Origin of the sequence: Trinickia violacea (assembly GCF_005280735.1) — a bacterium.
Lineage (GTDB): Bacteria > Pseudomonadota > Gammaproteobacteria > Burkholderiales > Burkholderiaceae > Trinickia_A > Trinickia_A violacea.
In genome coordinates, this window is record NZ_CP040078.1 from 2,243,435 (window position 1) to 2,256,608 (window position 13,174).

The following is a 13,174-nucleotide window of genomic DNA, read 5'->3' on the forward strand; positions in this document are numbered from 1 at the left end:
TGCAGGCTCACCGTACACGGTAAGCCTGCAAGCACCGTATCAGTACCGCATCAAGACTGCTTGACTACCTTCACGATGGTCAGCGTGCCGTTGACGTTTTCGACCCGCACCTTCACTTTGTCGCCTTCGTGAATCTGCTTGACCATCGCGGCATCCTTCGCTTTGTACGCCATGGTCATCGGCGCCATGCCGATGTTCTCCAATGCCCCGTGCTTCAGCGTGACCATGCCGGTTGACGCGTCGACTTTCTTGACCTCCGCGTCGGTCAGCGCGCTAGTCGACAGCGCTTTGGTCGCCGACGTGGACATGTTCATTCCGGCCATGTCATCACCCGCAAACGCGGGCGCAGCGATCAAGGCTGCAAGTGCGACAGACGCAACAATCAACTTCTTCATTGAACTTCTCCAGTTTGAGTAGATGGCACTTCTGTGCCGGACAGGACTGCTTGGGGAAACCGTGCGTGATTGCGTTGGCGCAGGCGACGGCGCTGCAGCAGCAGCCATGCGGCGGGAATGACGAACATCGAGAGGAGTGGCGCGGTCACCATCCCGCCGACCATCGGTGCGGCAATGCGCTGCGTCACTTCCGAGCCGGTGCCGTGACCGATCATGATGGGAATCAGGCCGGCGAGAACCACGGCAACCGTCATCGCCTTGGGGCGCACGCGCAACACCGCGCCTTCGCGAATGGCATCGATCAGCGTGGCTTCCGTCATGGGTTCACCCAGCTCGAGCCGCCGGTTGAGCGCACCCTTCAAGTACAGCAGCATCACAACACCGAACTCGGCCGCGACACCCGCGAGCGCAATGAAGCCCACCGATGTCGCAACGGATACCGCGTGCCCGAGGATCCAGATGAGCCAGAAGCCGCCCACGAGCGCGAATGGCACTGTCGACATCAGCAGCAGCGCGTCAGCCGCGGAGTTGAATGTGAGAAACAGCAGAACGAAGATCACGACAAGCGTCACGGGGACGACCGTGCGCAGCTTCGCCGCTGCGCGCTCGAGGTACTCGAACTGTCCCGACCATGCAATCGAATAGCCGGGCGGCAGCTGGACATTCTCGGCCACGGCGTGTTGCATGGCCTTCACGGCCGTCTTGAGGTCCACGTTCCGGATATCGACGTAAACAAAGCCCGCGAGCCGCGCATTCTCGCTACGGATCGATGGCGGTCCGTCGTCGATCTGGATGTCCGCGACATTGCCCAGCTCGATCTGCGCGCCACGCTCCGTCACAATGGGCAGTTGACGCAGCCGTTCGAGCGAATCGCGGTACTCACGCGGATAGCGGATGTTGATGGGGAAACGTTCGCGGCCCGCAATGACCTCGCCGACATTTTCTCCTCCCACCGCCGACGAAACGACCGACTGGATGTCTGTCACAGAAAGTCCGTAGCGCGCAGCGGCCTGCCGGTTGATGTCCACGTTGATGTAGCGGCCGCCGTTCACTCGCTCGGCGAGTGCCGAGGAGACACCGGGCACGCCTTTGAGCACGGTCTCGACCTGCGTGGCAATCCGGTCGATCTGCGCGAGGTCGGGGCCCGAAATTTTCACGCCGACCGGCGACTTGATGCCGGTGGAGAGCATGTCCAGCCGGTTGCGGATAGGCGGAACCCAGAGGTTCGACAACCCCGGCACTTTCACCGTGCGGTCGAGCTCGTCCCTCAGCTTTTCCGGTGTCATGCCTGGCCGCCACTGGCTGCGTGGCTTGAACACGATCGTCGTTTCGAACATCTCCAGGCCTGGAGCGGGGTCGGTGGCCGTCTCGGCCTGGCCCGCCTTGCCGAACACCGTGGCCACCTCGGGCACCGTCTTGATGAGCCGGTCGGTCTGCTGCAGGAGCTCGGCCGCTTTGTCCGCCGAAATGGTGGGAAGCGCCGTGGGCATGTAAAGCAGATCGCCTTCGTCGATCTGAGGCAGGAACTCGCCGCCGAGCCGCGATATCGGAAATGCCGTCAGCACGAGCGCGACCACCGCCAGCCCGATGGCAAACCACGGACGCCGCAGCGTGGCTTCGAGCAACGGCCGGTACAGACGCACCAGCACGCGATTGATGGGATTGGACGCCTCATGCGGGATGCGCCCGCGAATCAGGTATCCCATCAGTATCGGCACGAGGGTCACCGAAAGGCCGGCAGCGGCGGCAATCGTGTACGTCTTCGTGAAAGCCAGCGGCGCGAACAGCCGGCCCTCCTGTCCCTCCAGCGAAAAGACCGGGATAAACGACAGCGTGATGATGAGCAGCGAGAAGAACAACGCTGGCCCGACCTCCGCCGCCGACGCGGCAATCAGCTCCCATCGCTGCGGCGTCGTGATCGGCGTGTCGGGATGCGCATGCTCGTACGCCTCCAGGTGCTTATGGGCGTTTTCGATCATCACGATGGCCGCGTCGATCATGGCGCCGATCGCAATCGCAATGCCGCCCAGCGACATCAGGTTCGCATTGACGCCCTGATACCGCATCACGATGAAGGCCGCCAGCACGCCGAGCGGCAGCGACAGAACAGCGACTAACGCGCTGCGCAGATGAAACAGGAACACGGCGCACACGATCGCGACAACGATGAACTCCTCGATGAGCTTGTCCTTCAGGTTGTCCACCGAGCGTTCGATGAGTTCGGAACGGTCGTAGGTCGTCACGACTTCGACGCCTTGAGGCAGCGAGCGCTTCAAGTCAGCCAGGCGGGCCTTGACCGCTTCGATGGTCGTCAACGCATTCTTGCCGGAGCGCATGACCACGACGCCGCCCGCGACCTCCCCTTCGCCGTTGAGCTCGGCCACGCCGCGTCGCGCCTCCGGGCCGATCTGAATACGGGCGACATCGCCAAGCAGCACCGGCGTGCCGGCGTCATTGGTTCGCAGCACGACATTGCGGAAATCGTCCGGCGAGTGCAGATAGCCCGATGAGCGCACGACATAGTCGGACTCCGCGAGCTCGACCACCGACCCTCCGGATTCCTGATTGGCTTTGCCCAGCGCGTCGGCCACCTGCGCCTGCGTGATGCCGTACGCGCGCAGCTTGTCCGGGTCGAGCACGACCTGATACTGGCGCACCATGCCGCCGATGCTCGCCACCTCCGATACGTCCGGCACGGATTTGAGCTCGAACTTGAGGAACCAGTCATTGAGCGCGCGCAGCTGCCCGAGGTCGTGCTTTCCGGTCTTGTCGACCAGTGCGTACTCGTACACCCAGCCCACGCCGGTTGCGTCCGGTCCGAGCGACACCGTCGCACCCGCCGGCAGCCGGCTCTGCACCTGGTTGAGGTATTCGAGCACGCGCGAGCGGGCCCAGTACTGGTCGGTCTTGTCGTCGAACAGCACATAGACGAACGCCTCGCCGAACGACGAGTACGCGCGGATGGTTTTCGCGCCCGGCACCCCAAGCAACGTGGTGGTGAGCGGGTACGTAACCTGGTCTTCGATCACCTGGGGCGCCTTGCCCGGATACGATGCCTTGATGATCACCTGTGTATCGGAAAGGTCCGGCAAGGCGTCGAGCGGTGTCTCCTTCAATGAATAGACGCCCCATGCCGTGATGAGCACGGTCGCGAGCAGCACCAGGAACCGGTTGTGAATGGACCAGCGAATGACGCGCGCAATCATTGGGCACCTCCCGCCGGTTCGACCTTGGTCAGCAGGTAGCCGCCATCCGCTTTCGTAAATACGAAATGCACGGTTTGACCAGGCTTCACGTCTGGAAACGCGTCGGGCGCGGGCTTGTTGAACGACATCGTCATCGCGGGCCAGCCCAGTGCCGGCACCGGCTGGTGCGAGAACGTGATATCCGCGGCGCTCACATTTTCGACCTTGCCAGTGGTCTCATAGGTGGGGGACGATGCGGGGGACGACGTTGCGGACGCCGCACTCGCTGCGTCCGCGGCGCCGCCCTCCAGTCTCGGCAACACCGATTTCAGGCTGGCTTCCGAGTCGATCAGGAACTGGCCTGATGCGACGACCGTTTCGCCATCGCTCAAGCCGCTCAGCACTTCGGTGTCATTGCCCACGTCATTGCCGACGGTGACCGCGACGGGCTGCAGACCGCCGTTCGCGTTCTTGACGATGACGACGGAGCGTTTTCCAGTTGTGATGACCGCCTCCGACGGAACCAGCAGCCGCGAGACGGCCTGCTGTCCGCTGACGCGCACGCGCATCAGCATGCCGGGCGTGAGCTTCTGAGCGGTGTTGTCGATTTCCAGACGCGCCTGCAGCGTGCGGCTCGTCGTGTTGATGCCGGGCAGGATTTCGCGGATCTGTCCGCTGAAATGCTGGGTCGGGTCGCCCGAGAACGTTGCGTCGACGGTCATGCCGGGCTTCACGCTCAGCGCGAGCGCCTCGGGAATGTCGACGATGAGCCAGAGCTTCGAGAGACCCGCGACTTTCGCAAGCGTCTGGCCGGGCAACACTTGGGCGCCGTCCCTGACGTCCAATTCGCTCACAACGCCGCTTTCGGGCGACGACAGGACGACATGCGTCTGCGCCTTTCCTGTGCGGTCGAGGCTGGCGATGACGCCGTCAGGTATCGACATGGCCCGCATCCGTGCGCGCGACGCTTCAAGCAAACTTGGGTCCATGCCGCCGCGCTTGAGCGACAGATACTCTTCTTGCGGCGCGAGCCAATCGGGCACGAAGAGGGACGCAATCGGCGCGCCCTTGGCGATGTGCTGCATCGGCGCGCTCGCGTACAGGCGGTCGATATAGCCCGTGACGCGCGATTGCACGACATACGCCTGCGATTCGTCGAATTGCGTGGTGCCGACCGCGTCGAAGCCTTCCGTCGTGTCCTTTCGGCGGACGGTCGCATAGCGGATGCCGAGGTTCTGCTGGAGAGCCGGATCGATCTTGACACCGGTGGCGCCGCCGCCTTCGTCCGCGTAGACGGGCTCGAGCTGCATGTCCATGAAAGGCGATTTGCCCGGCTTTTCGAAGTGCTGGTTCGGCACCATCGGGTCGTGCCAGTAGAGCACCTTGCGGCCGGTCTTCTGGTCGGTCTTGTCGCCGGAGGCGGAAGCGGGTGCAGACATGCTTGCCGGACTCATCGCCGAAGTTGCTGGGGCGTATCGCGTGCCGGCGAAATAGCCGATGGCGAGTAACGCCGCCGCGGCCAATACGGTCAGGGCCGGGCGTACCAGTGTTTTGCTTGTCATGTTGTTTCCTTCACTGAACGTCGGCCATCGTGGCGGGCACGACCTGGTATTCGAGCTGCGCCCACGTCTGAGAGACCTCACGCTTGAGGTCGAGCACTTGCAGCTCGGCGTCGATTTGCGCGCGGCGTGCCGCGAACGTGTCGGCAAGCGATCCGGTGCCGGCCTTGTACGCGGCGGCCGCAAGTTGTACGCGCTGGTCCGCCGCCGGCAACAGCGACTGGGTCAGATTGGCAATGCGTTCGCGACCGCTCGCGAGCGTTGCCGACTCCGCGCGGATATCGGCTTGCACCTGCAGAAGCGCGTCTTGGTACATCAAGCGGGCCTTGGTGGCCAGTTCGCCTTTTTCGGCGACGTCACGGTCCTCGATATTTTTGCGGTTGAGCGGAAGCGGAATGCGCACCCCGACTGATACAAAATTCGAGGCGTCGCCGCCCCGCAGGTAAGAGACGTTCCAGGTCCAGTTCGGGCTGCGGTTGCTGTCGGCCACCGCCGTATCCGCATCGGCCACGGTGATCTCCTTGGCAGCTGCAACGAGGGTCGGCTGGACTTGCCGCAGTTGATCCGGCGGCAAAGAGGACACGTAGGATTCGGGCGCGGGCGGGTCGCCCGCCACATCGGCGACAGGCGCCGTCGTCCAGCGAGACAGGCTGATCAGCGCGGTTTGGAAGGTCTGTCGGGCCTTGAGCAGCTGGTCTTGCGTCTGGGCCAGCATCGACTGTGCTTGCACCACGTCGGCGGCCGTCGCCTTAGCGCCTTTATATGAAGCCTGCGTCGCGGCGAGTTCGTGGTTCATGTGGTCCAGCAGTGCCTGCTGCAGCGAGACGGTTTGCTTCGCGTAAATCGCATTCAGCCAGGCGACGGCTGTTTGCTGGCGAACGTTCGCCAGCTGTCCCAGGTATCCAGCGCGTTCCCGGCTCACCTCTTCGTCCGCCAAGTTCGAGCGCAGTTGCCGCTTGTCGCGGGACACCCATTCCTGCTCGATGCCAATGCGGCGCATCGTCAAGATGTTCTGGCCAATCGTGAATCTCTGCGATCCGTTGATGGGCAAATCGTCAATGCCTGCCGACAGCGCCGGCTCCGGCAGTTGACCTGCTTTGACGGAAGCCTCCGAGCTCGCGCGTACCGACGCCTGCGCCGCGCCAATGGCGGCAGAGTTGTCGGTCGCAGCCTGTATTGCCGCATCAAGTGTGACGGGAACTTCCTGTGCGTGTACGGCAACGCTTAGGAAGGCCAACGCGGCGACAAGTGAACGCACGCGCAGTGCTGCACGCCAGCATGGTGGCGTGCCGATAGTGAAAGGCATGTTCTAACCCCAACGGCGGAGTCCCAACGGGAAATTGGGAATCCACGTCCTGGACGCAGGACGACCTTCACCGCAAATGCGGTGAACCTGTCAGCAAGGGATTAGATGGCTCGCGGAGGTCGCCAGAGCCCGGCCGGCTCGCGGTCGGAGAGCGATTGCGCGTAGTTGAAGACGACCGAGCTGGACAGACCAGCAGGACGGGTTACCTCAAGGGTGGCAACCGGAAGATATTGGAAGCCGATTTGGCATTGGGCGCTCATCTTGCAGAAAACGGCCTTGGCCTTGCCGCCAGTCGACGATTTCATCAAGTCGCAGTCGGGCATGGCGCCGGACATTTCATCGCCGTTGCCCACGCCCATCGACTGTTGCATCGGGCATTCACCAACCATGCCGCTGGCTGCCAGCCCACTGATGGGCAGCACAGCACAAAGCAGCAAGAGGATGAAGGTCCGGAAAAGTTTCATGGCAGCAAATATGGCGCCGCTAGTTTACCTAAATTTCGGGCGGGCGTTCGCGATTTCCTTCGTGCGAGGCTGCGGTAGACCGCGCGACCAAACGGATCGCACGATCCCGCCAGCTAATCGGACATTGGTGCACTGTAAACACCGTACCTACGATTTTTATTCAAATCCTCGCGCTTCTTAACCGCAGTGCGTTGGCAATCACCGAGGCCGAACTCAGACTCATCGCCAGTGCCGCGATCATCGGCGACAACAACCAGCCGGTAAGCGGATACAGCGCGCCGGCCGCCAGCGGCACCCCTAGCGCGTTATAGACAAATGCCCATGCAAGATTCTGCTTCATGTTGCGCACGGTAGCTTCGGACAACGCACGCGTCCGTGCTATCCCACGCAGATCGCCCTTCACCAGTGTCACCTGGGCGCTGGACATCGCGACGTCGGTCCCCGTGCCCATGGCCACCCCGACATCCGCTTTCGCCAGCGCGGGCGCATCGTTGATGCCGTCCCCGGCCATCGCGACTACCGCACCTTCGTCCTGAAGCCGGGACACGAGCGCCAGTTTGTCGGCCGGCTTGAATTCGCCGTGGAACTCGCCGATCTTGAGCCTCGTTGCCGCCGCTTTGACGGTGGCGATCCCGTCGCCGCTCGCAATGACGACGCGAATGTCCGCCTCCTGCAGGGCGGCCAGCGCCTCTGGCGTGCTCGCCTTGATCGGGTCGGAGACCGCCAGCAGTCCCGCAAGCGTGCCGTCGACGGCCAGATACATGACGCTCGCGCCTTGGGCACGCAGGGCATCCCCGTCCCTCGCGAGCGTCCCGGCGTCCGTCTGTTCTTCGCTCATAAGGGCGGTGTTGCCCAGTGCGAGTTTTTTCCCGTCACTCATCCCACGCACGCCGAGTCCGGCGAGCGCGTCAAAGTCCTTCACCGGCTCTAGCGCAAGCCGACGCTCGTTCGCCGCAGCGACGAGCGTGGCAGCCAGCGGATGCTCGCTGCTTTGATCGAGACTCGCGGCGAGCCGCAGGACCTCATCCGCGGAGTAACCGTTGACGCCAATGGCCCGCTCAAACACAGGTCGACCTTCGGTCAGCGTCCCGGTCTTGTCGACCACCAGCGTGTCGACTCGGCGCAGGTTCTCTATCGCGGCCGCATCGCGGAACAGCACCCCGCTCAAGGCCCCCTTGCCACTCGCCACCATGATAGACATCGGCGTGGCGAGTCCCATCGCACAGGGGCAGGCAATGATCAGCACCGCCACCGCATTGATCAAACCAAAGACCCAACTCGGTTGAGGTCCAAGGATGCCCCAGGCAAAGAAAGTCAGGAGCGCAACGGCGATCACCGCCAACACGAAGACGCCCGCAACCTTGTCAGCCATCCGCTGCATCGGCGCTTTGGACCGTTGCGCCTGCGCGACCAGCTGGACAATCTGCGCCAGCACCGTTTGCGATCCAACGTTCTCCGCGCGCAGGATCAAGCTGCCCGACGTGTTCAACGTCGCGCCGATCACATGATCGCCGGCGCGCTTCGTAACCGGCATCGACTCGCCGGTAATCATCGATTCGTCGAGCGTGCTTGCGCCGTCGGTCACCACGCCGTCCACCGGCACTTTTTCACCTGGCCGGACTCGCAGTATGTCGCCGACGTGCACATCGGACAGTGGCACGTCTTCCTCGGTGCCATCGGCGCGAATCCGTTTGGCAGATTTCGGGGCCAGCCCCAGCAACAATCTGATAGCCGCTGACGTTTGCGAGCGTGCCCTGAGTTCCAGCACCTGTCCAAGCAGTGTCAGCGACATGATCACCGCCGCAGCCTCGAAATAGACACCGACCTTGCGGTCCACCGTCAAGCTGGACGGAAACAGAGCGGGGGCGGCCGTTGCTACCAGGCTATAGATAAACGCCGCCGCCGTGCCTAACCCGATCAGCGTCCACATGTTCGGACTGCGATTGAGCAGCGACTGCGCAAACCGCCGAAAAATTGGCAAGCCAGCCCACAAAACAACGGGCGCCGACAGCACCAGTTCCACCCAATTCTGGGTCGAAGCGGGGAGCCAGCCGACACGATGACCAATCATCGCCAAGAGGAACGTGGCAATCGAGAATGGCAACGTCGACCAGAAACGACGGCGAAAATCCACCAGCTCCGGATCTTCGTCATCACCGGGTTCAGGCATTAGCGGTTCAAGCGTCATGCCGCATTTCGGGCAGTGGCCGGGATGGTCCTGCCGGATTTCGGGATGCATGGGACACGTGTAGGTTGCGCTACCGGAAGCTGGTGCAGCCGGCTCCTCGAGCTGTGGCCTGACGTATCGCCCTGGACTCTCCTGGAATTTCTGCAGGCACGACTTGCTGCAGAAATAGTACCGGCTGCCCTCGTACTCGCTTTGGAATCGGGAGTCCCTGGCGACCATCATCCCGCAGACTGGGTCGCTTACCGGTGCCGCGCTTTCTGCGCTTTCCCTGTGAACGTGTGGTCGCCCGCGATGATCGGCCTGCTCGTGTTCCCCTCCCTTGGCGGCATTGCAATGCGCGCACGGAGCGGGACCATCATTGAGCTTCGATGCGCGTACCTCGCGACCCGCTTGGGAGTCGACCTTGCTGTCGAATCGCTCATCCATTTACGCTGCTCCCCATCAAGGAATATAAGTCGAGCCGTTCCGTTCACGTCCGGCGATCGCTGTCTCGGCGGCCTGGATACAAGTCAATGGCACGCTGGCACACGTTGCTCCGATTTCTCGTTATGTGGAAGATAGACATTCCCGCGATGGGAAGGTCAAGCTTGCCGCCCGACACCGCGGACGCTGCCACCCTGATCGTCGGCGAGCCACCGATCAGGGACGCGACGAGGTGCCGGGCGACGGATGCCGTGGGCAAACGCTCGCTGGCGCGCGTTCGCCCACGGGGCACTCTGTGATTGCCGCTCATTCCTTCGGACGCGACTCTATCTGGGGCAAGCGGTCATGCGGCGCATCGGAGGAAGGGGCCTGACGATCCCTGTTCGAATTCATGCCGTTCATCATGAACATCATCGACAGTGGACACAGCAGGAACAGCAGGAACGGCCCCGCGTTCAGCACAAGCGTTCGGAACTGGGGCAGCGCCGCGTAGGCAAGCACCAGGGCGGCCAATATGACGGCACCCGTGGTAAGCATCGTTTTCGTGCATTTCATGGTTTTACTCCTTGAGTTCAAGTGTTCGAAATGGGTCCCATCGGATTCCGACGGGTGACCGTTTGGTCATTTCGACGGTGGTGTCTGAATCTTGTCGGCGTACTTGAGCATGATGTCGCCCATCGCCTTCATCATTTCGCCATGCATCTGCATGGCGAGCTTTTCGTTTCCTGGGGGCAGTTGTCCCATCAGCGAGCAGTCTTTCATCATTCCACCTGCCATCATGTGATCGCCCATCATCCCGCCGTGCATCATCGATTGTTCGTGCATCCCGGATTGAGGCGTGCCGGTTGGAGTCTGCGAGTCAGCGGCTATGCTCAAGCCGCTGCTTCCGAGAAGCACGAGCGCGAGCAATGGGGCGGCAAAGTGTCGGGTTTTCATATCAAGTCCTTCTTTCAAAATTGAAGTGGTGCACTGCAGACCAATGGTCGGGTGATCGACGGCATCGCGGGGCACCGCGGCCGTTTCCCGAACGTCGGGTCCGAATCTTCGTTCGGGGGCGACGTCAGTCGGCATGTAGCCTCGCGGGCGAGCCGCGACGGACCGCTGACGCGGCCTTCCGACGTAGAACCGACGAGGGGGCTACAGAACTTGTGGAGGGCGCTGCGGAAGGTCTGGAATGAACTGCGAGGACAGCGGGGAATCACGCAGGTTGTAGACAGGCGAAAACGCTGCTACGCCGGGAACGGACATCTCCGCGGGAACCGCGAAGACGCTACAAGAAAACATATCGGCACTGCCGTGGCAGGCAGTTTGATGTTGCATCAAGGACGAGCCGTCGGCATGCATGTCAGCCACGCGGGTCGCCGAGTGCTGTCCCGCATTGTGCGAGGCCTGGACCGGGGATGAAACTTGAGCGCAAAGCCGTGCTGGCGCCGCGAAACCTGCCAGAGGCAGCCACGCGATCAGGAAACACAGCACCAATTTGACTGACCACTTCACGATCTTGCGCTCGAGTCTCGTATAGATAAGGACATCCCCGCTAATCCTGCTCAGTCGTCCGCTTGCAATGTGGCGGTCTTCAGCTTACGTGACTCTCGACGCGCCAGCTTTGGTCCATCACCGCGGGCTATCTCATCCAGAATAGGGCACGACGGCCGCTGATCGCCCGCGCAATGTCGCGCGAGATGCGCAAGCGTGTCTCGCATCTCAACCAGTTCCGCAATCCGCGTATCGAGCTCAGCGATGTGTTGTGCGGCGATCGCCTTGACCTGAGCGCTCGCACGGTGCTGATCCCGCCAGAGCGCGAGCAGGAGGCGGATCTGCTCGATGGGGAATCCCAGCGTGCGCGACTGGTGTATGAAGCGCAATACGTGCACGTCATCCTGCCCATAAATCCGATATCCGCCCTCGCTCCGCCCGGCGACCTGTATCAGGTCAATGCTCTCGTAGTAGCGGATCATTTTGGCGGAGACGCCGGAGGCGCTTGCTGCTTGTCCTATGTTCATGACATACCTTGCAAATATAGGGCCGATCATGCGGTCGCCTCGCGCGCGTCCCGTGGTGTCGAACCCGATGCCGAGCTTGATCATGTTCAAGCTGAATCCAATTTAGACCTTCCCGTGGTGGGAAGGTCAAGGATCCTTCGGAGGCGGGACGGCACAAAAATTTAGCCGACGACGCTTGACATTCCGATTGTGGGAATGTTCATACTCCGCTCCATCATCCATCGTGCTCTGGTTAGTCTGAGTGAAAACCATGCGCCGCCCGGTTACACGCGTGTTCACCGTTGTTGCAGTGCTTTTCGCGCTGATCTTCAGTCAGCTGTGGATCGCCGCTTACGCCTGCACGAACGCCCCGCACGTCGCTTCGCCGGACTCAACCGCATCGATCATTTCCGCAAGCCATCACGGCGATCTGCGCAGCCATCAAACCGGCGTAGCCTGTCACGCGCACTGCGACAACAGTGCCCAGCCGGATCACGCGGAGCAGCCTGCCCCGTCACCCCTAGTGTGGCTGCCGCTGATCTGGGGACACACCTCTATCTTCGCGCTGGCCGTCCAGCCTCATCTCCTCACGCGCTCCGAGCCGATCCTCATATCGGCGCCACCCCCACCCCGCATCCTGTTCCAGGTGTTTCGCACGTAGCCCCTAACGGCTGAATGTTGGTCGTGCCCTGCGCAAGCCGGCACGCGCTCCCACTCGCCCGTACGGAGGCCTACGTGGCATTCCCATCCTATTTTCACTCGCCTTGTGCCAGGTCCGGCATCGGCGCAGCAGCCGTCCTGCGAGGACGCGCTGACATTCCACTCGTTGCTGGCTGCTGGCGAACTCGACGTCGCCTGAGCGAGCGCGGCGCCCGCGCACGCCTGTCGTCGGGCTCCCGGCGACGTTGCGGGTACTCCTGAAATCCGCTGATCGCGGGTATTCCGCTTAGGCGGAAACGCCTCCTGGCAGAGCGTTGCCCGCTCGACATGTTCCGCCTTGTATTGCCGTCGATGCGCATCCGCGCAGGACATTACTCATCTGCTTCTTATGGAATTCATCATGAAACTCACCACTCTGCTGAACCGTTCAGTTATCGCGACGCTGCTTCTTTCTGCATCCCTCACGGCCTTCGCCGGCGGCGGTTCCCGCGCCCCCGTCTATCCCTATGCTTCGAGCACTTCGAACATCGAGCGCGTTTCGGCGAATGCCGCACCGACAGTCGCGTTCGAGGCCGATGCCAACGCCGTCGCTGGCGGGAACGCCGCTACCGGCAAGACTCGGGCACAGGTCCGCGCGGAGCTGCTTCAGGCCCAGGAAGCCGGCTTGGTACCCATTCACACGAACGATTACCCGCCCAGCGCCGAGACGATCGCCCGTAACCGAGTCCGCTTCCATCAGGTCGAGCAGGCGTGGCAGGCGCGCGGACAGGCGACCGTAGCGGACCGGTAAAGACACGCCGTCATGACCTCGGTGATGGTGGGTCCGACGACCGCGACCATGCTCACGTTCGCAGAGCTGGCACCGCCCGGGGTCATCGACCAGTCAGCATCCCAGCCATCACGAGGTTGCGATGACTGGCCCAGACGCAAAGAGGTGCGTCGAAACGTGCCTCGGCGCGCAGACCACGCATCGCTGTCGCGCGCCATTGCGCGACGTTTTTCAAGTCATCAA

General features: G+C 62.5%; 10 protein-coding genes and 1 pseudogene. 2 read left to right on the plus strand and 9 right to left on the minus strand.

Features of this window, described 5'->3' with window-relative positions; all coding sequences use genetic code 11:
* Positions 1 to 50: 50 nt before the first annotated feature.
* From FAZ95_RS32160 to cueR, 9 genes and pseudogenes are all read right to left on the minus strand, one after another.
* Complete coding sequence (locus FAZ95_RS32160) at positions 51 to 395, minus strand: copper-binding protein (protein WP_137336444.1); 345 nt, start codon at positions 393 to 395, stop codon at positions 51 to 53.
* Complete coding sequence (locus tag FAZ95_RS32165) at positions 392 to 3,601, minus strand: efflux RND transporter permease subunit (protein WP_137336445.1); 3,210 nt, start codon at positions 3,599 to 3,601, stop codon at positions 392 to 394. The genes FAZ95_RS32160 and FAZ95_RS32165 overlap by 4 nt, the downstream gene beginning before the upstream one ends.
* Entirely contained in the window at positions 3,598 to 5,142 is a 1,545-nt protein-coding gene (locus FAZ95_RS32170; protein WP_137336446.1) for an efflux RND transporter periplasmic adaptor subunit, read from the minus strand. The genes FAZ95_RS32165 and FAZ95_RS32170 overlap by 4 nt, the downstream gene beginning before the upstream one ends.
* A 10-nt stretch (positions 5,143 to 5,152) precedes the next feature.
* A complete protein-coding gene (locus FAZ95_RS32175) occupies positions 5,153 to 6,445 on the minus strand; it encodes a TolC family protein (protein WP_137336447.1) in 1,293 nt (430 codons plus the stop codon).
* 101 nt (positions 6,446 to 6,546) lie between these two features.
* The gene (locus FAZ95_RS32180; RefSeq protein WP_137336448.1) at positions 6,547 to 6,909 is read right to left on the minus strand and encodes a hypothetical protein; all 363 of its coding nucleotides are present in this window, start codon (positions 6,907 to 6,909) and stop codon (positions 6,547 to 6,549) included.
* A gap of 160 nt (positions 6,910 to 7,069) precedes the next feature.
* Positions 7,070 to 9,415: pseudogene (locus tag FAZ95_RS32185) on the minus strand (heavy metal translocating P-type ATPase); the annotation flags it as partial.
* 411 nt (positions 9,416 to 9,826) lie between these two features.
* A complete protein-coding gene (locus tag FAZ95_RS32190; protein ID WP_137336450.1) occupies positions 9,827 to 10,075 on the minus strand; it encodes a DUF2933 domain-containing protein in 249 nt (82 codons plus the stop codon).
* Between the two features lie 66 nt (positions 10,076 to 10,141).
* Positions 10,142 to 10,591, minus strand: a complete 450-nt coding sequence (locus FAZ95_RS32195; RefSeq protein ID WP_254700032.1) for a hypothetical protein — start codon at positions 10,589 to 10,591, stop codon at positions 10,142 to 10,144.
* A gap of 476 nt (positions 10,592 to 11,067) precedes the next feature.
* Complete coding sequence (gene cueR / locus FAZ95_RS32200; protein WP_137337711.1) at positions 11,068 to 11,523, minus strand: Cu(I)-responsive transcriptional regulator; 456 nt, start codon at positions 11,521 to 11,523, stop codon at positions 11,068 to 11,070.
* A 241-nt stretch (positions 11,524 to 11,764) separates the two neighbouring features.
* Between cueR and FAZ95_RS32205 the strand changes: the two genes are divergently transcribed.
* Together FAZ95_RS32205 and FAZ95_RS32210 are read left to right on the plus strand one after the other, a co-directional pair.
* Complete coding sequence (locus tag FAZ95_RS32205; protein ID WP_137336451.1) at positions 11,765 to 12,163, plus strand: hypothetical protein; 399 nt, start codon at positions 11,765 to 11,767, stop codon at positions 12,161 to 12,163.
* 399 nt (positions 12,164 to 12,562) lie between these two features.
* Positions 12,563 to 12,952 (plus strand): DUF4148 domain-containing protein, encoded by a 390-nt coding sequence (locus tag FAZ95_RS32210; RefSeq protein WP_137336452.1) that lies wholly within the window; start codon positions 12,563 to 12,565, stop codon positions 12,950 to 12,952.
* Positions 12,953 to 13,174: the final 222 nt, after the last annotated feature.

Bases quoted from the DNA above. Each gene is read 5' to 3' on its own strand.
- FAZ95_RS32160 (WP_137336444.1), bottom strand. From the start codon at position 395: ATGAAGAAGTTGATTGTTGCGTCTGTCGCACTTGCAGCCTTGATCGCT.
- FAZ95_RS32165 (WP_137336445.1), bottom strand. From the start codon at position 3,601: ATGATTGCGCGCGTCATTCGCTGGTCCATTCACAACCGGTTCCTGGTG.
- FAZ95_RS32170 (WP_137336446.1), bottom strand. From the start codon at position 5,142: ATGACAAGCAAAACACTGGTACGCCCGGCCCTGACCGTATTGGCCGCG.
- FAZ95_RS32175 (WP_137336447.1), bottom strand. From the start codon at position 6,445: ATGCCTTTCACTATCGGCACGCCACCATGCTGGCGTGCAGCACTGCGC.
- FAZ95_RS32180 (WP_137336448.1), bottom strand. From the start codon at position 6,909: ATGAAACTTTTCCGGACCTTCATCCTCTTGCTGCTTTGTGCTGTGCTG.
- FAZ95_RS32190 (WP_137336450.1), bottom strand. From the start codon at position 10,075: ATGAAATGCACGAAAACGATGCTTACCACGGGTGCCGTCATATTGGCC.
- FAZ95_RS32195 (WP_254700032.1), bottom strand. From the start codon at position 10,591: ATGCCGACTGACGTCGCCCCCGAACGAAGATTCGGACCCGACGTTCGG.
- cueR (WP_137337711.1), bottom strand. From the start codon at position 11,523: ATGAACATAGGACAAGCAGCAAGCGCCTCCGGCGTCTCCGCCAAAATG.
- FAZ95_RS32210 (WP_137336452.1), top strand. From the start codon at position 12,563: ATGAAACTCACCACTCTGCTGAACCGTTCAGTTATCGCGACGCTGCTT.